This is a genomic window from Paenibacillus plantarum, assembly GCF_013141695.1.
GTDB classification, from domain to species: Bacteria; Bacillota; Bacilli; order Paenibacillales; family NBRC-103111; genus Paenibacillus_E; species Paenibacillus_E plantarum.
Map to the genome: position 1 here is coordinate 215,614 of NZ_WHNY01000060.1, position 21,062 is coordinate 236,675.

22 protein-coding genes are annotated in these 21,062 nt (G+C 44.9%); 11 read left to right on the forward strand and 11 right to left on the reverse strand.

The window, feature by feature from the left end; all coding sequences use genetic code 11:
- The first annotated feature begins 12 nt into the window (after positions 1 to 12).
- The 5 genes from GC096_RS19090 (at position 13) to GC096_RS19110 (ending at position 3,987) form a co-directional block, all read left to right on the forward strand.
- Entirely contained in the window at positions 13 to 1,788 is a 1,776-nt protein-coding gene (locus GC096_RS19090) for a glycoside hydrolase family 36 protein (protein WP_171632386.1), read from the forward strand.
- Positions 1,789 to 1,804: 16 nt separating this feature from the next.
- A complete protein-coding gene (locus GC096_RS19095) occupies positions 1,805 to 2,461 on the forward strand; it encodes an SGNH/GDSL hydrolase family protein (RefSeq protein ID WP_171632388.1) in 657 nt (218 codons plus the stop codon).
- 238 nt (positions 2,462 to 2,699) lie between these two features.
- The gene (gene tatA / locus GC096_RS19100; protein ID WP_171632389.1) at positions 2,700 to 2,933 is read left to right on the forward strand and encodes a twin-arginine translocase TatA/TatE family subunit; all 234 of its coding nucleotides are present in this window, start codon (positions 2,700 to 2,702) and stop codon (positions 2,931 to 2,933) included.
- A 28-nt stretch (positions 2,934 to 2,961) separates the two neighbouring features.
- A complete protein-coding gene (tatC, locus tag GC096_RS19105; RefSeq protein ID WP_376769508.1) occupies positions 2,962 to 3,768 on the forward strand; it encodes a twin-arginine translocase subunit TatC in 807 nt (268 codons plus the stop codon).
- 87 nt (positions 3,769 to 3,855) lie between these two features.
- Positions 3,856 to 3,987 carry a glycerate kinase gene (locus GC096_RS19110; protein ID WP_171632390.1) on the forward strand — a complete coding sequence of 44 codons (132 nt, stop codon included), beginning with the start codon at positions 3,856 to 3,858 and terminating at the stop codon, positions 3,985 to 3,987.
- A gap of 765 nt (positions 3,988 to 4,752) precedes the next feature.
- Here GC096_RS19110 and GC096_RS19115 read toward each other — a convergent pair.
- Positions 4,753 to 5,520 carry a hypothetical protein gene (locus GC096_RS19115; protein ID WP_171632392.1) on the reverse strand — a complete coding sequence of 256 codons (768 nt, stop codon included), beginning with the start codon at positions 5,518 to 5,520 and terminating at the stop codon, positions 4,753 to 4,755.
- A 468-nt stretch (positions 5,521 to 5,988) separates the two neighbouring features.
- Here GC096_RS19115 and GC096_RS19120 point away from each other — a divergent pair, with 468 nt between their 5' ends.
- From GC096_RS19120 to GC096_RS19130, 3 genes are read left to right on the forward strand one after another with little or no spacing between them, the layout of a single operon-like run.
- Positions 5,989 to 7,317: a spore germination protein gene (locus tag GC096_RS19120; protein ID WP_171632393.1), complete on the forward strand. Its 1,329-nt coding sequence runs from the start codon at positions 5,989 to 5,991 to the stop codon at positions 7,315 to 7,317.
- Complete coding sequence (locus GC096_RS19125) at positions 7,314 to 8,432, forward strand: GerAB/ArcD/ProY family transporter (protein WP_171632395.1); 1,119 nt, start codon at positions 7,314 to 7,316, stop codon at positions 8,430 to 8,432. The genes GC096_RS19120 and GC096_RS19125 overlap by 4 nt, the downstream gene beginning before the upstream one ends.
- The gene (locus GC096_RS19130; RefSeq protein WP_171632396.1) at positions 8,429 to 9,529 is read left to right on the forward strand and encodes a Ger(x)C family spore germination protein; all 1,101 of its coding nucleotides are present in this window, start codon (positions 8,429 to 8,431) and stop codon (positions 9,527 to 9,529) included. The genes GC096_RS19125 and GC096_RS19130 overlap by 4 nt, the downstream gene beginning before the upstream one ends.
- Before the next feature lie 82 nt (positions 9,530 to 9,611).
- On the opposite strand, the gene GC096_RS19135 is transcribed toward GC096_RS19130, so the two are convergent.
- From GC096_RS19135 to GC096_RS19150, 4 genes are all read right to left on the reverse strand, one after another.
- Positions 9,612 to 10,901 (reverse strand): glycoside hydrolase family 27 protein, encoded by a 1,290-nt coding sequence (locus GC096_RS19135; protein ID WP_171632398.1) that lies wholly within the window; start codon positions 10,899 to 10,901, stop codon positions 9,612 to 9,614.
- 111 nt (positions 10,902 to 11,012) lie between these two features.
- Positions 11,013 to 11,897, reverse strand: coding sequence for a helix-turn-helix domain-containing protein (locus tag GC096_RS19140; protein ID WP_171632400.1), 885 nt, complete (start codon positions 11,895 to 11,897; stop codon positions 11,013 to 11,015).
- Between the two features lie 173 nt (positions 11,898 to 12,070).
- Positions 12,071 to 12,499 carry a GreA/GreB family elongation factor gene (locus GC096_RS19145; RefSeq protein ID WP_171632401.1) on the reverse strand — a complete coding sequence of 143 codons (429 nt, stop codon included), beginning with the start codon at positions 12,497 to 12,499 and terminating at the stop codon, positions 12,071 to 12,073.
- 199 nt (positions 12,500 to 12,698) lie between these two features.
- On the reverse strand, positions 12,699 to 12,899 hold the full coding sequence (locus tag GC096_RS19150; protein WP_171632403.1) for a hypothetical protein: 201 nt from the start codon (positions 12,897 to 12,899) through the stop codon (positions 12,699 to 12,701).
- Between the two features lie 322 nt (positions 12,900 to 13,221).
- Between GC096_RS19150 and GC096_RS19155 the strand changes: the two genes are divergently transcribed.
- Positions 13,222 to 14,202, forward strand: coding sequence for an aldo/keto reductase (locus GC096_RS19155; RefSeq protein ID WP_171632404.1), 981 nt, complete (start codon positions 13,222 to 13,224; stop codon positions 14,200 to 14,202).
- The gene (locus tag GC096_RS19160; protein WP_171632406.1) at positions 14,203 to 14,613 is read left to right on the forward strand and encodes a MerR family transcriptional regulator; all 411 of its coding nucleotides are present in this window, start codon (positions 14,203 to 14,205) and stop codon (positions 14,611 to 14,613) included. It abuts the gene before it with no gap.
- 343 nt (positions 14,614 to 14,956) lie between these two features.
- Here GC096_RS19160 and GC096_RS19165 read toward each other — a convergent pair whose 3' ends face one another.
- Genes GC096_RS19165 through GC096_RS19175 form a run of 3 tightly spaced genes read right to left on the reverse strand, consistent with a single transcriptional unit; the run spans position 14,957 to position 17,835 of the window.
- Complete coding sequence (locus GC096_RS19165) at positions 14,957 to 15,634, reverse strand: TIGR00266 family protein (protein ID WP_171632407.1); 678 nt, start codon at positions 15,632 to 15,634, stop codon at positions 14,957 to 14,959.
- 50 nt (positions 15,635 to 15,684) lie between these two features.
- On the reverse strand, positions 15,685 to 16,884 hold the full coding sequence (locus tag GC096_RS19170) for an MFS transporter (RefSeq protein WP_171632408.1): 1,200 nt from the start codon (positions 16,882 to 16,884) through the stop codon (positions 15,685 to 15,687).
- Positions 16,885 to 16,944: 60 nt separating this feature from the next.
- Positions 16,945 to 17,835, reverse strand: a complete 891-nt coding sequence (locus GC096_RS19175; protein WP_171632410.1) for a helix-turn-helix transcriptional regulator — start codon at positions 17,833 to 17,835, stop codon at positions 16,945 to 16,947.
- A 157-nt stretch (positions 17,836 to 17,992) separates the two neighbouring features.
- Here GC096_RS19175 and GC096_RS19180 point away from each other — a divergent pair, with 157 nt between their 5' ends.
- Positions 17,993 to 19,387 (forward strand): MATE family efflux transporter, encoded by a 1,395-nt coding sequence (locus GC096_RS19180; protein ID WP_171632411.1) that lies wholly within the window; start codon positions 17,993 to 17,995, stop codon positions 19,385 to 19,387.
- On the opposite strand, the gene GC096_RS19185 is transcribed toward GC096_RS19180, so the two are convergent.
- From GC096_RS19185 to GC096_RS19195, 3 genes are all read right to left on the reverse strand, one after another.
- A complete protein-coding gene (locus GC096_RS19185) occupies positions 19,369 to 19,686 on the reverse strand; it encodes a type II toxin-antitoxin system RelE/ParE family toxin (protein ID WP_171632413.1) in 318 nt (105 codons plus the stop codon). The two genes, GC096_RS19180 and GC096_RS19185, sit on opposite strands and share 19 nt — an antisense overlap.
- Entirely contained in the window at positions 19,670 to 19,954 is a 285-nt protein-coding gene (locus GC096_RS19190; RefSeq protein ID WP_171632415.1) for a type II toxin-antitoxin system Phd/YefM family antitoxin, read from the reverse strand. The genes GC096_RS19185 and GC096_RS19190 overlap by 17 nt, the downstream gene beginning before the upstream one ends.
- A 124-nt stretch (positions 19,955 to 20,078) precedes the next feature.
- Complete coding sequence (locus tag GC096_RS19195) at positions 20,079 to 20,984, reverse strand: ArsR/SmtB family transcription factor (protein WP_171632417.1); 906 nt, start codon at positions 20,982 to 20,984, stop codon at positions 20,079 to 20,081.
- Positions 20,985 to 21,062: the final 78 nt, after the last annotated feature.

Sequence of the window (21,062 nt, forward strand, 5' to 3'; positions counted from 1 at the left end):
GAGGTTGTTTATATGAAAGCTGTACATGTTCAAGATTCCCCGTATCAATTCGTTAGTGAAAGCGATCAATTTCATGCGAAGCTTAGTGTTGAATCGTATGATGAAGGTATAGAATTCGTTCATATCCAACTCCAAGCTGATCAGCTATGTATACCATCTGTTATGCAAGTATCATGGAGCTTCCCGATTTGTGATGTAACTGGCGTATGGCATCCGAATGGAAACCGCAACCGCAGTTTGATACCTGATTGGCAATCCGGCTTTTCAAGCAGGTCAACCAATTCCGCGCCAGTCGTTAGTTTATTTAACGGGGCAAGCAACAATAGAATGACGTTTGCGTTTTCAGATACTTTGAATGCTGTTGTGTGCAAGGCCGGGGTCAATGAGGAAAATGCAATCTTTAATTGTTCCATAACGCTGTTTGAGGAACCATCGAGTCCTATTCGTTATTACGAAGCCACCTTAAGAGTGGATCGGCGAAACATTGCTTATTATGACAGCTTAAAAGATGTGCAGCAATGGTGGAGCGAGCGTCCAGGATTAACGCCTTCACAAGTTCCGGCGGCGGCGCGCGAGCCCATGTATTCCACATGGTACAGTTTCCATCAAAATCTAAAGGCACACGAGATTGAGGAACAGTGTCGTTTAGCTAAAGGACTTGGATGCACAACCGTCATCGTGGATGATGGTTGGCAAACCTCTAACAATGAGCGTGGCTATGCCTATTGCGGCGATTGGGAGGTATGTGCGGACAAAATAGATGGCATGAAGGCCCATGTGGCTCGCGTTCATGCCATGGACATGAAGTACATGCTTTGGTATTCCGTCCCTTATATTGGTAAGCATAGTGAAGCTTGGGTTAAGTTTCAGGATAAGATGCTTTATACAATCGACTCGCGAGGTTTTGGAGTTATAGATCCACGCTATCCCGAAGCGAGAGAATATTTAATTGGTATCTATGAGGCTGCAATACGAGAATGGGAATTAGATGGTTTAAAGTTGGATTTTGTTGATAGCTTCCGTTTAGCAGGAAATTATATATATGAACAACGTAGTGGAATCGACTATGTATCTGTACCTGAAGCTGTGGACCGACTCATGATAGATATTATGGAAAGACTGCGTCAAATCAATTCAGAAGTCATGATCGAATTCCGCCAATGCTACGTTGGGCCTAATATGCGGAAATACGGAAATATGTTTCGGGCAGGCGATTGTCCAAATGATTTCTTGGAGAATAGGATTCGTACGATGGATATTCGTCTGCTGTGCGGGGATACTGCGGCACACTCTGACATGTTAATGTGGAGTAAAGATGAGCCAGTGGAGAGCGCAGCCTTACAGTTCATCAATGTGTTGTTTGCTGTTCCACAACTCTCAGTACTTCTTGATCGCTTGCCAGCCGAGCATTTAGAAATGGTCAGCTATTGGCTTAAATTCTGGAATGAACACAAGCAAGTACTATTAGATGGGCACCTCGAGCCTTACAACCCTGAACTTCTATATCCTCTTGTTATTGCTAGCGATACGAGTAAATTGATTGCTGCAGTATACAATCGTATGGTCATTTCGCTAAACCGTGATCTGCCACCTATAGTCATTCTGATCAATGGATCGCATTACGACAGAGTGTATGTCGAGGTGGATCGTGCTGTTGATAAGAAAATAATCGAGATAAAAGATTGTAAGGGGAATTGCATTAAGCGATCAACGCTAATGTTAGAACCAGGAATTCATGCCATTGATATTCCACGTTCAGGCATGGCGACGTTATATTCGGAGAAATGAAAAAGGGGGAATACAGATGAAAATCGCTAAGGGCCAAAAAATATTGTTTATCGGAGATTCAATTACTGATTGCGAGCGTGCAAGGCCGATTGGAGAAGGACTGTACGGAGGAGTCGGAAAAGGGTATGTAAGTCTTATAGATGCGCTGCTGCAGTCGGGGTATCCCGAACTAGGTATTCGTGTTGTGAATATGGGAGTGAGCGCAAATAACGTGCGGGATCTCAAAGCAAGATGGGAAACGGATGTTATTAATCAGCAACCAGATTGGCTGATCATCATGATTGGTATTAACGATGTATGGCGCCAATTCCACTCGCCATTCATTCATACATCTCATGTGTATATCGAAGAGTACGAAAGCACACTTCGTGAATTGGTGAAGGATGCGCTGCCAGTTACGAAGCAACTCGTGCTCATGACACCGTTCTTCATCGAAGCCAATCGCCAAGATGACATGCGAACAACGATGGATCAATATGGAATAGTCGTGAAACGGATCGCCGAAGAAATTGATGCTTTGTTCATTGATACGCAAGCAGCGTTCGACAGCGTATTGAAGGAACTTTACTCCGCATCGCTAGCCTTGGATCGGGTCCACCTTACACAGGCAGGTCATATGGTACTTGCTCGGGCTTTTTTGAATAAAATTGCTTTCGAGTGGAGTAAGGATTAAGAGAAGACGGCTTGGAGCCATGCAATGATATATCCGGGTTAAAATGGTCACGGAGGGACGGTTTATTTTGTGGGATTACGCTGTGCGGGGGCGGGGATTTTTTTATCGACAACACGAGAAGGTTCAGTAACTATTTCCTCAGCTTCGGTCCAGACTATGACGCGAGATGGACGGTCACATTTGTCTGCGTAACTGTTCATTGATAGTGGAAGTTCTAATCATAAGGGAGGAAAAAAATATGTTTTCGGGAATTGGAGCTACAGGAATTATTTTACTTGTCCTTGTTGCATTACTGTTATTCGGACCAAACAAACTGCCGGAACTTGGCCGTGCAGTCGGTCGCACGCTGAAAGAGTTCAAAGCGGGAGCAAAGGACATGCTCGGTGATAGTGACAACTGGGATAAGGATTCGAAGCGGATTGAAGTGAAGGAAGGCGTTGAGGTAGTGGATAATAAGAAACTTCCTAGTTAATGAAGCCATACTGGAAGGAGGAACTGAAGTGGTAGCCGGTAATAGCACTGCTCAAGGGAAACAGTCGAATGAGAAGCAGATTCGAGAAGACGAGGATATGTCGCTCTTCGAGCATATCGGTGAGCTTCGTAAACGAATTATCTACATATTGATCGTACTTGTGGCTGGATTGATCGTCGGACTAATTGCCGTTCAACCGTCTTACAATTACTTGATGAGCTTAGAGCCGGCAAACGGAATAGCCTTGCACGCTTTTTCTCTATGGGATGGGATCGGCATTTATATGAAGTTTGCCGTGGCTATCGCTTTGATACCAGCTATTCCATTCGCCGTGTATCAGCTATGGGCATTCGTAAAGCCTGCTCTGAAGGAGAATGAGCAAAGAGCGACGCTGAAATATATCCCGTTCGCTCTGATCATGTTTCTGATAGGATTAGCCTTTGCTTATTTTGTTGTATTTCCGCTTGCATTCAATTTTACTAGGCATATGAATGCGAAGTTGCATTTAGAGGAGACGGTTGGAATGGCCCAATACTTTACGTTTATGTTCAATATTATTATTCCGATCGCTCTCTTATTCGAGCTTCCTCTCATAATTATGTTCCTGACAGCTATCCGTATTCTCAATCCGAATCGGCTACGCAAAATGCGCCGCTTTGCCTATTTTGTGCTAATTCTGATTGGTACTTTTGTCACGCCGCCGGATTTTATCTCCGATATGCTGGTTGCTATCCCGTTGATTGTCCTGTACGAGATAAGCATCTATATGGCTGGAATCGTCTTTCGCAAACAACTGGGGCTGCTCCCAGATGGGAAAGTGAATACAGTAATTTAGCGGAAAATCCTTGATGCAAGTATGCAGCAGTCTACTCTTCCTTAGGAGGCAGACTGCTTAATTAGACTAACCAGGGTGAGGATAGGTATGAGAATAGTCATCGTGCCGGATTCTTATAAAGGGAGTTTGAGCTCTAGCCAAGTTGCGGATTACATGGAAGAGGGAGTTCTTGTGATTCTTCCAGAGGCAGAGGTGCTAATTCCTGTAATACTCAACTAGTTGTGAAGCAAGCTTTGCCTAGTCGAAGATGCGAAGAAGCCGATTAGTAATGTTCTTAGTGTATTAAAAAATAGGAATTAGATTTGTGCGGGTTAATAGATTCGTTATTGAAATAAGCTAACGACTTGTTCGACACCTTTTATACTGTTTATTCTCCTTCTTTTGTGTATTGTAATAACAAAAGAGGAGATGATTTCAAAAATGAATTACAATTATAAAAATTGTCAAGATGAAAAGTTGTTCCATCTTGTAAAAAATCCAATTATCGGTGACTAACCAAAAGATGCATCTTTAAGAGAGCTTCGTCCGTGGGGAAGATTTCAAAATAATTATGCTAGGTCAGAAAGAGCAGAATAAAAGTATAACGGATATAAAGATGGTTGACCTATCCAAATTATTAGGTACAACAAAGGTTTTTACTGAGTGGTGATTTAAAGGTGAGTAGAAGTTAGGTGGTTCTCAACCTTCTTTTTGAAGAGATTTTTAGCGTTACCAGACTTTATATTAGTGTTCATCACGTTTCGTGGCAAACCTAATAAAATCTACCTCAACGCATCTATGTTCATCTCACTTATAATCAATTTTTATTGACTTTATCTCATTTATAACAAAAGGAAATCTCAAATAGACGTTAATAAAAGCACCCATTCGGCTGCTTTTTAGTCTCGATTATAACCGTTACTCATAAAGTATGAAGAAGAAGACTACCGATGTGATCGGTAGTCTTCTCAGTTTATAATAGGCAAATCGTGAGATTCTCATTAATTATTTGTCAAAAATGATTTGGTTGAAATCGGTGCAGCTACGCAATCCCGGTGGCCCGATGCACGCTCTACCACCTAAGATAAGTCTAAAATGACCATGAGCAATGTCTCCAAATTCCCCTCTGAAAGACAATTCTAAAACGGCAATACCAAAATCTCCGCCTAAGGTGAATGTTGGATTCCTCAAACTTATCGTTCCGGATAAAACAGATGCACCGAACACTCTCACAGTGATTTTAATACTTGGTTCATTGGGATCAACATCTAAATCTAATCCTATACCGTCGATTAAACGCAAAGGAACACAAATATGACCCGTCGGGCATGAGACAATGGGTGGCTGAATTAAATTATCAACAATACGTTGACTAAGAAGAAGGTTCTTGCTGATTGTTTTAAGTTGTTTATTGATTATTCTCAAACTCTTTTTAATCTCTTCACTGTATTTTTTGCATGCTAAGAGACGTTCAATCATCCGTTGATTAATAAGAACATTTCGGTTGATTGTTTGAAGTTGTTTTAAAATTCTTTTCAAGACTTCTTTATTGTATTGTTTGCGTGAGAGAACTAACTTAGTTCCAATCGTTTGCTGATTAATGAGAACTCTAAAGTTGATTGCTCTCAGTTGTTTTCTGATCTGTAATAAGAGTTCCTTATTAGTTGTTTGTTGAAATTCAATGATTTTCTTTCGATTGTGGAGTACGGCATTGTTAATAGCTATCAGTTGTCTCTGAATCCTTACTAAACTAGCATTATTATTAGCTGACAATGACTAGCACCTCCTTTGCAATACTATAATATATGTTCTATTTCATAGTTTGATATAGGACAAACACTCAATTGCTCGAAGGGTGTACGGATTGGGTTGCCTGGCTGGGAGTAGATAGAGGAGCGAGGAAATAGCGCCTATTTGGGGCGCTAAAGTCGACGCGGGGTCGAGACTTCCCGCGGAAGCAAGGGAATAGTGCCCATATAGGGCGCTAAATCGATGCGCGGTCGAGAATTCCCGCGGAAGCGAGGGAATAGCGCCCATATAGGGCGCTAAAGTCTGCGCGGGGTCGAGAATTCCCGCAGGAGCAAGGCAATAGCGCCCATTCAGGGCGCTAAAGTCGGCTCGCGGTCGAGAATTCCCGCGGAAGCAAATCCTTAACGATCAACGTAGCTAAAGATCATCTTCCAACAATTACATAGTTCACATCATAATTGGGCAAAATCCCCTAAGAAGGAGGGGAGAAGCATGCAGTCGATGTTGGAGGAAATCAAAGCACGACTATTTCAAACGGAGGATTTGATCGTCAGGAATTTCGACGTGGAAGGCGAGCCAGCGATGTTAATGTACCTAGAGACATTGTGCGATCCATCCAAAATCGAAATCAGTTTGTTTAAGCAATGGTTTCGTGTGAAATCCCACGAATATGGGGGGCTCCCACTCAATGAACTGCTGACTGCAGTGAACATAAATACTTGCCTCAGATCGGACGAAGTTGTCAAAGCATTGCTGAGTGGAAAGGCCTTAGTGTGTGTTCTGGCTGCCAAGGAGGTGTGGTATGCTTTAGATGCTCAACAGTCCAATGTTCGATCGATTCATGAGCCTGAGAACGAACGCTCCATTGTCGGCGAACGTGCTGGTTTTGTCGAGCACTTGAATGTGAACCTGAATCTCATCCGTATTCGAGCCTCGTCGGCTCAATTAAAGGTACATTATATATTACTCGGGAAACAATCCAACCATAAAGTAGCCATCTTGTGGGAAGAAGGGGTTGCGGAAAAGGGGATCGTTGAAGAGACGATACGACGTGTTGCTGCTTTAAAGACGAATATGGAGGTACATCCCGGCAGACTGCAGCGACAACTGGAGGAGAAGAGCACCATTTTTCCACAGGTGTACAGTTCGGAGAGGGTCGATATGACAACAAATCTGATTATGCAAGGACGTGTCGCGATCTTGTGTGATCAAAGCTCGACGTGTCTCATTGTTCCGGTATCCTTCTATACCTTTTTGCGTTCAATCGATTCGATATTGCTGGGCAGCAATGTGGCCCTTGTACTTCAAAGCTTAAGAGCAATCGGCGTGTTTCTTAGTCTCTATATATGCAGTCTATATATTGCCATCGTAAGTTTCCATCATGAATTGCTGCCTTCACAAATGGCCATCAGTATCAAAAGCTCGTTGGAGAACGTCCCTTATCCGCCAATCGTCGAAGCAATCCTGATGATTGTGATTTTTCAACTTATTGCCGAAGCAACCATTCGTCTTCCCTCGCAAATCGCACAGATGGTAGGCGTTACAGGTGGAATCATTATTAGTGAATCACTTGTAAAGATAGGATTCGTATCCAATGTCTTCATCGTTATTGTTGCACTATCTGTCATCGGTTCATTCCTGATTCCTACCTATCAAATGCGAATATTCGTACTTATCGTTCAATTACTATTCGTTTTTGGTGCGTGGGTTCTAGGCTTTTATGGCATTATGTTGCTCACGGCGGCGCTCCTTATTCACTTCTTCGCACTGGAACCATTCGGCGTACCTTACTGCATGCCAATTAGGAGCAAAGCGAAATGATCACGAAGACGAACCGTATCGGGACCTTTCAACTATATTGTATCGTCATCCAGGCGCAGTTCGGCTCTGCGATTATTTCCATCGCCCATGCCGTTACGGCCAAGTCGGGGTCGGATGCTTGGATCTCATGCTTAGTAGGCGGAATGGTAAACAGCCTCTTTACCTATTTGATATGGAAATTGGCGTGTCAATCACCGAAGTCGACTGTCATGCAAATGTTGATCCGACGTCTGGGAGGCATTAGCGGGCGATTCATTCTTGCGATCATGGCTGTCTTTTATGCCTTTATTGCCTATGTGATTTTGATGAATTGGATTTATACTACGAAATTATGGGCTTATGCCCGAACGCCGAATTGGTTTCTACTGCTTGCGTTAATTAGTATTTGTTTCTATTTAACTCGGCAACCGATAAGGGTATATGCACGATTTGCTACGTTTGCGACCTTTTTTATGATATTCTTCATCGTATTTGCCGCTTACTTGTTAAAGGACTGGAATCCCTATTATGTTTTACCTGTGTTTGAATCTGGACCGCTAGCGATCCTTGATGGATCACTAGTCGTGCAATGGGCGCTGATGGGTGTCGAGATTCTCCTTTTGCTGCCTCAGTATGTTGACCATATGAATATGCGAAAAGTACTGCGTATAACGATGTATGCAAATTGGACAACGACATTGTTCTATGCTTTCTGCGTTTTCTCTTCCACGGCTTTATTCGGGAAAGACATGATCGCCATCATTCGGGAACCGCTGCTGTACCAAATGAAAGCTATCGAGTTTAATGTTGTCGAACGGATCGATCTGATCATCATTTCGATCTGGATTTTGTTCATCATTACTTCTTTTTATTCGTATTTGATGCTATTCGTTTCATCCATTTCGGCGATGTTCAAGCAACAGCAAGATGCCCCACTGCTGATTACCATCATTTGCTCCATTCTCTTGTTTGCGGTTAGTATGTATGCAGTAAGTGCCGACCAATTGGATCGGATCCACAAGATGATTGACCGATTGGCCTCTGCTGTTTCATTTGGATTGGTCACCTGTACACTACTTTTACTATGGTTCGTCAATGTCTTCCAGAAAAACGGAGGAAAAAATTCAAAGCCATGAAACGACGATACATGACTGTGTTGCTGTCTTTCCTTCTACTCCTGACCGGCTGCTGGGATCAGCGAGAATTGCGAAACATCCGAATGGTCCATACCGCAGGGGTAGATTTGTTGAACGAGAATAAAGTGAGGCTGACAGTGTCCATCCCTACGGTCAAAACATCCATCGAGCAACAGGGAAAAGTAATAACGCCTAAGATCAGCGCCGAGGGTCGTTCTGTCCAAGAAGCAAGCATACAATTGCAAAAGATGGTCTCCCAGCATATGGACCTACGCGAGACTCGGGTGCTTCTTATCAACAAGAAGTTTGCGGAAAAGAGCCTGTATGAAGCTTTGGACTTTTTTTACCGCGAAGCGCATTTTCCGATCAGCGTGTTCATTGCAATAACGGATGGCACCGCTCATGATGTTGTTCAGCTTAATGTTGAGGACCGATCGATGATAAGCGAATATTTATATGATTTGTTGGTTAGCAGCGAGCAGGAAGGGTTTATTCCGAAAGAATCCCCTTTTTTGATTTCCTCTATCATGAAGGTTTCGGGTTTTGATAATGTACTTCCCTTTATCAGCTTACGTACTGGTAAGGAGCGGGTGAAAATCGATGGGGTCGCGTTATTTCATGAGAAGCAAATGACGGGTAAGCTCGACGATCTTCATGCGAGAGCTTTCGTCATGCTAGCGACAAAGAAATCATACGGTTCGATTACAGAGCCAATTGGACCACGCGATACCTACGTGACGCTGTCGTTTAAACGCTCGCGCCATAAAGTTGAATTGACTTTCCCGGATAATAAAGTTACCGCCGATATCTTTCTCACCTTAGATTGCACGTTAATGGATAATCCTTCAGGGGAACCGCTAGATAAACCTATGATCGATTCGATGTCGCTGAAGCTGGAAAAACTGCTGAACGACCGTGCTGAAGAGACAATCCGACAGTTGCAGCAAGCTAATTGCGATGGACTTAGCATTGGTCTTCAAATGAAAGCTCGGCATAACCGGAAGTGGGAGAAGCTAGATTGGAATCAAGAATATCCGAAAATAAATATCAAACCCCATATTCAAGTGAAGATCGAAAATCACGGCTTATTAAATTGAAAAAGACAACCCGCGATCCCGTGATCCTAGGTTGTCTTTTTGTTTTATTTTGATAGCATGATTGGACCAAACGCTTTTCATTTTAAAGAGAAAGCTTCAACAGCATAGACGCATGTGGCTCAAGTGTAAAAGAAAGCTCATCTGGTGAACCGAGTTCCTTGCGTTGCCATAGGTCACGCACACTTCCCAGTGTAGGAGTGCCCAATTGGGAAGATGTTACTGTAACGCTCTGAACTTCGTCACCCGTATTGAACAAAGCGACATACCGAACACCGCCAGTGCCATTCGAAGTCCAAACAACACGTTCATTCTCGCGATATAATTGACGGGCATCTCGCCCGTTACGAAGAACATCCAACACTTCTTCATTCGTGAGTAGTGATAATGTCCACGCATCATTGTCCCTTAGTTCTCCGCCAAACATCAGCGGTGAGCGGAAGATTGCCCAAAGCGTCATCATTGTTTGCTGCTCGTCCTTTGTGAATCGCGTCCAACGGTCGCTAGCCCCACCGTCAACGGAACGTATGCCGATGTGACCGAGTGGCAGCATATCGCAGTCCGGCCAATTTCCTGCGCCAACATGAGGCGCCCATTTCTCACAGCGTTCGAACATAGCGTATAGTAGCCGCCAGATGTCCCAGAAATCATCGGTCATACGCCAGAGGTTGGCATGAGTCTTTAGCTCCTCAGCGAACTCAAGCGGAGCGGGACCAGGAGAAAGGCTCAGCACCATCGGACGGCCACACGTATCAATAGCCTTCCGGATCATCTGAATCTCGTCTAATTGAATCCCGTAGAGTAGAGAGGCTGCGATATCGTCCACTTTGATATAGTCGACGCCCCATGAAGCGTAAAGTTCGAATAACGAATCATAATAGGCCTGCGCACCTTCCCTTGCCGGATCGACACCATACATATCCGTATTCCACTTGCAAATAGCGCCATTCCATGTCTTTGCAATGGACCGTGCGCTTGCATTTGTCCCCAAAAGGGGTGTATCAGCATGAACCGCCTGACGTGGAATACCTCTCATGATATGAATACCGAACTTCAAGCCCAGGCTGTGAACATAATCAGCCAATGGCTTGAAACCTTGTCCATCTGCAGCGGATGGAAAACGGTTCACTGCTGGTAGGAGGCGGGAAAACGCATCCATCTCGAGCGGAACATAAGGACGGTAAGCGGAAGAAATGGCACCAGGTTCGTACCACTGTATATCGACGACAATATAGTCCCAGCCGTAAGCTTTTAGATGTTCAGCCATATATTGTGCATTCCCACGTACTTCTTCTTCCGTGACGGCTGCGCCATAACAGTCCCAGCTATTCCAGCCGAGCGGCGGCGTGGCAGCCCATTGGTGATGATTGGTCATTACATGAACTCGTCCCTTCTCATTTGAAGTAATAGCCATATAATAAGACGAAGTTGGTATGGAAGCTAGCGTAATGTTTTGCTGTCGTATGTAAAATATTGCGGTGTGCCTCTAGTCAAACATGATCTCATCGATGGAAAGAAGTTCCTTTCCTTCACGAAACCTGCTTGGTGGGTAGCCGGTCCAATTGCGGAATACTTTGCTAAAATAACTGCCATTTTGGTAGCCAACCTCCCTAGCGATCTCTTCAACTGTTAATGCGCTGTTCCGAAGTAATTTCACGGCAAGTTCGATTCGGAGTTTAGAGGTATAGGCCATTGGTGAGAAGCTAGTTACTTGATGAAAGGTACGTGCCAGATGGTACTTTGAGCTGCCAGCTGCTTCCGCAATTTGGTCGAGTCCTTCCAGCATTCTGAAGTTGATTTCAATATAATCAGCTGCCCGTCGTACGATCTCTGGCCAATTACTTCGCTCCTGGCGCAGCGCACTGCTGCTTCGAATAAGCTCCATCATGAAGCTATAAACAAGGGAGGATGCGTAATATCCGTCTTTTATTGCTCCAATTCGGGCTTCTGAGTAGATGGTCTCGAGCCGACGAATGGCCAAGCTCCGGGGGGCGAACTGTGGCATCGGTCCAAGTTCCTGAAGTATTTCCTTCCACAGATGCTGCAGATGGCTTTGCCTAAATAAAGCGAAATAGAACGTCCAATGGGTGCTGTCTTCAGGTAAGTAGTAGCGATGCCTGCCGGGTATTTCGACCAAAAAGGAAGTTCCCTCTGGCACATCATGATGTTGGCCATCTAGTTCGATCTTCCCGCGTCCGGAAATTGTATATTGGAACAAATATAAGGGCCCGTCAATTCGCTTCATGCCGTCCCAATCATATTCTTGCTGCCGAATATCCTGAAATCCAACGGCAAATAACTGGTAAAGCGGAAGTACGGGGTTTTCTTGGAAGCGGTACCCGTAAACACCGTAGTTATCTTTTATTACCATAATCGATGGTTACCCCTTGTATGAGTAGTTGGGTGAATAGTTGAATTCAAAAACTTCTTATTAAAAAGTCGTGATTTGTGTCTCATTTATTAATCTCAAATAGACATTGCAAAAAGCACCCGTTTGGGTGCTTTTTAGTCTCAATTATAACCGTTACTCATAAGTCCTAGTTTTTAGCTAAGTGCAGTCCCTACAATCCGAACGGAATATTCTGCCTCCGGAGTTTGAAGAATGAAGGTTTCACCTGTTGATCTCGATAACAATTGATTTCCAATTGGCGAAAACAACGATATCCTATTTTGATCAGGATCTATTTCTGTTGGGAGGACCACCGTAAATAATTCATTAGATCCTTCCTCTTCGTAACAAATCGTAATGTTACTTCCTATTACCGTAACTTTGCTCAACGTTTTTATAAGATTAACATCATCAAGCTCAAGTAACTTCTCCAATATTTTTACATAGTGTTTAATACTCTTATTCACTTGGATCTTCTGCTGTGAAGGATAACTGTCAAGGTACGTCGTCACTTGCTCGTCAAGAAATACAAGCTGATCAACAAGTCGACTCCGGGTAGGGTTGGACATATGACTACGGTTCATCGTAGATTCCTCCCCACATAATTAGATTCCAATATCGATCTAATTGCCTCATATACAAAACCTCCGGGAAATTATTTTTCTCAATAACTTTTTTCAATACTTCTGAAAGATTAAATAAAATAGGATTACAGCAAGAAGAACGGTAGAGATGACTGAGAGCAGTTTAAAGAAGGTCTCCATTTTAGTGTGAACACCTCGTTTACTTGGGAGTACTTTCTCCCGATTTATAAACTACAAGGATTGCACTACGTTGAAAACCTACCCCGCTTGCAGATGACTTCAAGATGGAGCCATAGCAAACATTAACAATTTGTTCCTCTTTCAATTCGGCTAAAAACTGATTAGCCCTTGTCTCCGCATAAGACGCATCCGTATCTAAAAACTCTTTTACCTGAATCACTTAGAATTCCTCCCTAAAATTGTCGATTGACTAGCATGTACAGCAGGCAGAATCACATAAGACCTCACCCTTTCGCAAAGTAAATATATTTGATGTGCAATATCCATAAAAGTACAACAAGACATTCCGCAAAAAAAGGCGGAACGTCTTGTTGCTTTGACCATATCACTTTATCTAATTGGTGTCAATTTGAATAAGCGGGAGGATATCCGTCTTCTGAATTATCATGAGGGGAGGAACTGTAACTTGACTTGGAGTTAACTCCAGAGAGTAAACTATATATGTGAGAATTATGAGCTATTGGAAAGCGAGGAATCATCAGATGGATTATGTGAAACTTGGAAATACAGGTTTGGACGTATCGCGGATAAGTCTTGGTTGCATGAGCTTTGGAGTCGCAGAACGGTGGACGCATCCTTGGGTGCTGAATGAAGAGAACAGTCGTCCTATTATTAAAAGAGCACTCGAGCTTGGAATCAATTTCTTTGATACAGCGAATATTTATTCAGATGGAACAAGTGAGGAGATTGTTGGACGAGCGCTGAAGGATTATGCGAATCGTGATGAAGTTGTCCTCGCGACAAAAGTTCATTTCCGTATGCATCAAGGTCCAAATGGGGCTGGACTTTCCCGCAAGGCCATTCTGAGTGAAATCGATAAGAGCCTTAAGCGATTAGGAACCGATTATGTTGATTTGTATCAAATCCATCGCTGGGATTATCATACGCCGATCGAAGAAACGATGGAAGCTCTGCATGATGTAGTCAAAGCGGGGAAGGCAAGATACATTGGTGCTTCTGCGATGTACGCCTGGCAGTTCCTAAAAGCCCTGCATGTATCTGAGAAAAATGGCTGGTCACGATTTGTGTCGATGCAGAATCACTTAAACCTCATTTATCGTGAAGAGGAAAGGGAGATGATGCCGCTTTGCAAGGATCAAAAAATCGGCGTAATCCCTTACAGTCCGCTGGCCTCCGGAAGATTAACGCGTGATTGGTCGGAAACCACACATCGGTCCGAAACGGACCAAGCTCAGCGAATGAAATATGACGCATTTGCCGATATGGATCGATTAATTGTAGATCGCCTTGCGGTAATAGCAGAGAAACGCGGCGTTCCTCGCGCGCAAGTTGCCCTTGCCTGGTTGTTGCAGAAAGAACCTGTAACAGCGCCAATTATTGGTGTTACGAAAATTTCTCAACTGGATGATGCGGTAGATTCTCTATCGCTTACGTTAACACCTGAAGAGATTATGTCGTTGGAAGAACAGTATGTGCCTCATCAGGTTGTTGGTGCAGTCTAAATGTTGATCGCAGAAGTAAGTGAGAAATTCGAGTTATCACAGGACACACTGCGTTATTATGAACGAGTCGGACTTATTCCAAGGGTGAACCGCAAAAATAGCGGAATTAGGGACTATACGGAAGAAGACTGCAGGTGGGTTGAATTTATCAAATGTATGCGAGGCGTAGGCCTTCCAGTTGAAACTTTGATTGATTATGTGCGACTGTTTCAACAAGGTGATGAAACATTGGAGACTAGGAAAGAGATCCTAGTCGAGCAGCATACAGAACTCCTAACCAGAATGGCAGATATGCAGAAAGTCCTTGAGCGACTAGAAGGTAAAATGGATAGATACGACCAGATGATTGGTGCCGCTCGCGAGATAACTGGAATTTCTCCCGTTAATTTCAGAGGAGATACGGGGAATTAAGGAACGATTTCTCGCGAATGCGCCAGTTTCGGCACTGTAACGTTGTTTTTCACCGTTACAGCAGGGAGAGGCATCGAAAGTGGGCGGTTTCGGCACAGTAACGTTGTTTTTCACCGTTACAGCGGGGAGAGACATCGAAAGTAGCCGGTTTCGGCACAGTAACGTTGTTTTTCACCGTTACAGCAGGGGGAGGCATCGAAAGTAGCCGGTTTCGGCACAGTAACGTTGTTTTTCGCTCCCGCCTGAAGCTACAATGGACAATAACTCAAGGTACCCGCAAAAACGTAAAGGAGCTAAGCGCAAATACGCTTAGCTCCTTTACGTTCTATTTATCTCCGGCTGCCTATCTGCCCGGCAGTAGCTGCTTAATCCAACCGCCGAAGCTCTTCGGATTCCGCGTTTGAATGAGCACGACGCCTTCGCCGCGGAAGCGGCAGACCACGCCTTCGCCACTGGTAAGGCTGGAAATCCAGCCTTTTGCGGCTTTTTCAATCGTATACTGCGTATAATCCGGCCAAGCGACAAGGTGTCCGTTATCGATGAGCACTTCCTCGCCGGGTTTTAAGTTAACCGCATGAATCGCCCCGTAAGAGGAAAGGAACACAGTGCCTCTACCGCTGATCTCTACGATGAAGAAGCCTTCGCCCGACATGAAGCCGCTCATCAGATTCTGCATTTTCGTGTTCACCTGGATACCGGAGGTGCCGGCAAGGAAGCCGTCCTTCTGCACATAAAGCTTGTATGAGCCATCTAGCTCGACAGCCTCAATGTCGCCGATCACAGCAGGGGCGAGCAGAACCTCACCTGATCCACGATTGGGGGTCAATTCTTGGAAGAAGAACTTCTCTCCGCTGAGCATGCGGCCGAGTCCCCTCATGATCCCGCCATCTACGGTTCCTTTGAGTTCGATATTCGGGGACATAGAGACCATCGCGCCGGCTTCTGCTTTAATGTTCTCACCAGCTTCAAGCTGCACGCGCAGCATAGGAAATGCGCCTTTATATAAAATTTCGTGTTTCATCGTAATCCTCCATTTTACTTATTTTTAGATGAACAAATGCCTTTATTTCTCTACGCCCCTTTGGGCCGTATGGTTGCATCCAAGCTGCGATTCGCATACACGAACACCGCGCAGATTAGCAAAATACTCATCGTGACATAGAACACGGAAGTGAAGCCGTACGCAGCTGCCAAATGACTGCCGAGCAGGGGGCCGATTAGATTGCCAAGGAATAGTGAGGACGTATTGAATCCATAAGCGGTGCCTTGAATCTCTGGGGCTGCAAGTTTCATGACCAGTGCGTTCAACGAAGGAATCATGCCACCGATGAACAGCCCGAGCAGGAATCTACCGACCAACAACATAGTGATATTCGTGGCAAAAGCCTGCGGGATAAAAGCGACTGCCGCCATAACGAGGGCAATGACCAGCGTCATGCGTTGACCGATTCGGTCACCTAGCCTTCCCAATGTAGGAGCTCCGAATAAATTGGCGATACCGGTAATTGCGACGATCAGTCCGGCAAAAAAAGCCAAGTGCGCCCCTGTGTATAAGGTCTTGGCATACACCGTTACGATCGGTTCGATGCTCATCATTCCGATCTGTGTGATCAGGGATGCGGCGAACACAGGCAATAAGGGGCGAAACAAACGCCACTGTGTCTTCTGTTTAACTTTTTTGTCAGAAGCGGGCTTCCGTTCCTCCTTGATGAACACCATCACGATAATACTGGCGCATAGCATGAGTCCGCCTGTGAAGAAGAACACATGGTGGTACCCGAGAAAGCTTGCCAGCACACCGCCAATTAAGGGGCCGATGAGTGTGCCTGCAATAGCGCCAGTTTGCAGCGTGCCTAGCGACTTCCCGGAATGCTCTCGCGGTGTCAGAGAGGCTTGCAACGAAACCGCCATCGAGATGAAGCCGGAGAAGAATCCGTTCAGCAACCTCAGCGATAATAGCTGCCAGGGTGATGTGACGATGCCCATGAGTGCTGTTACGATGGCCATACCAAATCCGGCGCGAAGCAGCATGATTTTGCGCCCACGTCGATCGGCAATGGCTCCCCATAGCGGCTGGGTCAAAAAGGAAGTGATGAATTGGGCAGCCACGATCCAGCCTGTCCAACGGACAATATCATCTAGATCATGAACCCCTAATTCCCCGATATAGAGAGGTAAGAACGGTAGAACCAAATTCATGCCACACGTTATGGAGAAGTTCGCGCCCCAGAGTATCCATAATGACTTTTTCCAATGTAAGGGGGTTGCCATGATGAGGACTCCTTATCCTTTTTTTCTCAGTATAGCATAAATGGATCGATCCCAAAGCATCTAGGTCCTTTGTGAAAACTGCTGCCGATAGCTGCGAGGCGACATTCCTTCCAGCTTGGTAAAGCTAGCTGCGAAATAAGCAGCCTGCTCAAAGCCAACCTCCTGAGCAATGTGTGCAATGGGCCGCTCCGTTTGCAAGAGTAAGAGCTTGGCCTGTGCCACTCTTACTTTCAGGAGATAAGTTACGGGTGAGCAGCCGTATTCTTTTTGCATACAGCGAGCGATATAGACAGGATGGAAATTGAGCTCATCGCCGAGTTGTTTAGCAGACACGGATTCGCGAAAGTGCTGCCGTAAGTACGAGGCCGCTTTCTCAGCGCAAGCTCTGGAGGCGGAGGCATGATCTGTCTCACCAGACGCGGCAAGCTGATGCAGGATTTCTTGGAATAGCTGCTGCTGAGCAAAACGAACATTGCCCACATGCGCACGAGGCTGCAGCTGCAAAAGCTGATCGAAGATCTCGTACATTTTCTCAGGGTACTGCAGCGTCGTAAATTGTGGAATACGCATCGTGAAGGGTTCCACGGCGAAAGCTTCTACCACGGCTTCCTCTGGAGCAGGATCCTCTAAGGAGACAGGGGTAACGACAGCAGGATTAATCAACTCCCATGCACCGCCTACATGAAAATGCAGCCAATAGGTGTGAGTTATCTCGGAGCATACCTGTGTCGCGAAGTGATAACGGTCAGGCCGCAAGATGACGGCTTGTCCTGCGCCAACCTCGAATCTGGCATCCTCCTCACCGATGTAGAAGCAGCCGGAAATGGTGATAAGAAGATCAAAGACTTGGATGTTGCTGCGACTAGGGTGCTGTCCTCCCTTTGGAATGGCGTTCAATCCACTCGTGATATAGTGGGGCAGGGGAGGGATCGTGATCTCTAGAAATGCCATGAAAGCCACCTGCTTAATCCAGAATGAAAGTTGGAATTGTATAAGTTTCAGTTGCGATGTTGATACATGAAATCAACTATAACAGCTATAATTTGAACTGACTACTAAGTTTCATTTTCATAATAAATAGAGAATCACACTGGATGGTGGCGTGTACATGAAGGCTGAGAGAAATAAATATTCGTTATGGTTTTTAGCATGGCCTATATTTGTAGAATTACTGCTGCAACTGCTTTTGGGAGCTGTTGATACACTTATGGTTAGCCGCGTTTCAGACGATGCTGTTGCGGTAGTTGGCTTGGCGAACCAGATCTTTCAAGCGGTTATGATTTTATTCATGACCGTGGCCAGCGGTGCAGGTATTCTCATTGCACAGAAAATCGGGGCCAATCAGCAGGAATCTGCACGAACAGTCGGGATTATGGCTGTTACGATAAGCGGACTCATTGGTGCAATTCTCAGTGTGATCCTGTACGTAGAGGCAGTTCCACTTGCGAGGCTGTTTCAATTAGAAGAGCGGTTAATCCCAATGGCACATACGTACATTTCAATTGTCGGCAGTGGCATGGTGTTGACGGCCTTAACAGCTACACTCAGCACAGCGATTCGAAATACAGGAAACACGAAGGGACCGATGATTATCGCGATCGGGATGAATGTGATCCATGTCGTATTGAATTACGCTTGGATCAATGGTGCTTTCGGATTTCCGCAGCTAGGCTTAACCGGGGTTGCGATTTCAACCTTACTGAGCCGATTAGTTGCGACTTGTTTGCTTCTCTATATGTTTGTTTCGATCTTTGAGCGAAGGATTAGATGGCGTGATCTGGGCGTTTTTAACCGAAAACTATTTAGTGAAATTATCCGAATTGGCTGGCCGCTCGGCGTCAATATGTCGTCTTGGGTGTTGTCGCAGCTCGCGATTTATAGCTTTTTGGCAACGATGGGTGCTGCAGCATTGGCAGCTAGAACGTATATGAATACACTTGAATCCATCTGTTTCATGTTAGGTTATTCGATTGCTTTATCCGCACAAATCCAGATTGCGCATCTATTCGGTTCTGGGCAAACGCAGGCGGCGTACAAAGCAGGTTACCGCGGTACGTGGATTGGGCTGGGCTTAGTTGGATGCAACAGCATTCTTCTTTTGATCATCGGAAAAAGCTTCTTAGGCTTCTTCAGTTCAGACAAAGCGATTATTGAGCTGGCCCTTTCTTGTTTAGTGCTAACAGCGATACTGCAGCCAGGCCGAATGATCAATATGGGCTTTGGTAATGCACTTAATGCGATTGGTGATACTCGTTTCAATATGGTGATTTCGCTGTTCTCGATGTGGGGTGTTGCTGCGGGTCTTTCTTATGTGTTGGGTTTGCATTACGGTTTAGGGTTAGCGGGCATTTACATAGCGATGATGTGCGACGAGTATCTTCGTGGTATTCTGGTGGCTATCCGCTGGCGGAGAAAGAAGTATTTGCGTTTGGCAGAAGGACGGACGAAAGGTATTGAAGTAGTAGGGCCGACTCCAAAAGTAGGCTACACAAGCCATCCATAATCTTGTCGGCAATCTAGTACAAAATCAACGAAGACCGTTGTTTGCTTAATTTGGTAGATCAAGAGGTATCGCTTGCACAATACCAATTTTCGATATTTATTAATGGGAACATAACTATCAGTTAACCATGGATTTCTTTCTGGAAAGCTTTCCAATGATTTTGCCGAAATTATAAAATCATTAATTAAATTTTGTGCGGCTGGTGCACTTACATTTGCTAAAAATCGGGCATGTGAAACCAGCATTTCACTTGCCCTATCGGAAATGATGACCGAGTATTGGTTATCTGCGTTTGCCATCTAATACCTCTTTAACAGCTATTTGCATAAGTGAGGCCACATCATCAATGGAAGCGCCTCGCTTCCCGGCAATTCGGTCCTCTTCCACAGCTACCAAATTTTCCCGCAGTCTTAGCATGCTTTCACGTCTGGCAAATGCGACAATATCCATGACGACCAAATCGCCTTCACCATTTTTAGTAAGATAGACAGGTTCCCCAGTTTCTTTACACATTTCAGAAATTTGATTATAGTTTTTTCTTATTGCTGCTGATGGTTTTATATACATAATCACACCTCATTCGTAGCAGTATTATACTTATATAATACCCTTATTATACTACGCAGTAACCTTGGATACTAGCTAATTCCATTGCAATTCAATGGAATTAGGCATTACAAGCATCTATCTCCTACCTTCGGTAAGTACGAAACCGAATATCCTGATTATAGTTGCCGAAGCCTTCCCCATACAGCGTCAACCCACCGACATGCTCGGCATGCTCGGGTACTTCTAATCGTAAGGTCCACTCGTTTCGTGAGATAGGAAGGTCTTGAATGGTAACGGTGGAAAGCAGTTGTCCATCGATAAATGTTCCCGCTTCGGTGATGCGAAGTACCTTCAACCAACCATATTGGTTCGTATAGTCCGACCACCAAGATGGCGTAAGAAGGCCGCGGCCAGCTCCGGAATCGCCAGGGCTCGTCCAATAGCCAAGCCGTGTATCATTGACATAAAAGTGAATATCGGACGGCCAATTGGCTGCGATACCTGGTGCTTCCGAGCCGATTTCAAGCGAGATTTCAATTTCCTCCAAAGTCTGACCTGGCAGCATATAGTTGGGAACGCGATATTCAACGAAGCCCTTGGCGAACCAAAGAATTTTGGCATGCATACGCTCGGGCTCGAAGAAAAATCGTGGGTCATCAAACTGACCAATCACTCGGTCAACTGAAGCTAAACCGCAAGTTGGATAGACCTCATAGCGAGTATAGTGACCTACAGGAACAGATACTTCATTGAATAATCGCTGCTGTTCGGTGGTCTGTGGAAGTTGAATGTCAATGCGCGATAGCGCTAATGTACAGATTTTGTGCGTACCACCTTGCTTACGAACGAGCTTCGTATGAATGAGGCCGCCATTTTCTAGCTTTTTGACATGCATCGTCACGATTGCACTACTGAGGGAAAGACGCTGCGCCAATTCCTTCACGTTCATCTCTTCTTCAGTCAATAATTCCAAAATATGCAGCCGCACATCGCTAGCCAATGCTTCATACAAAGGCAGCCATTTGCGGTCTGTTGTCGTTTGAATCATCCCATCTACGCCTTCTTTCGTATCCTCTGATTAACATAAATATGAATGCAACAAAAACGGGTGAAAGGTATTGATCTT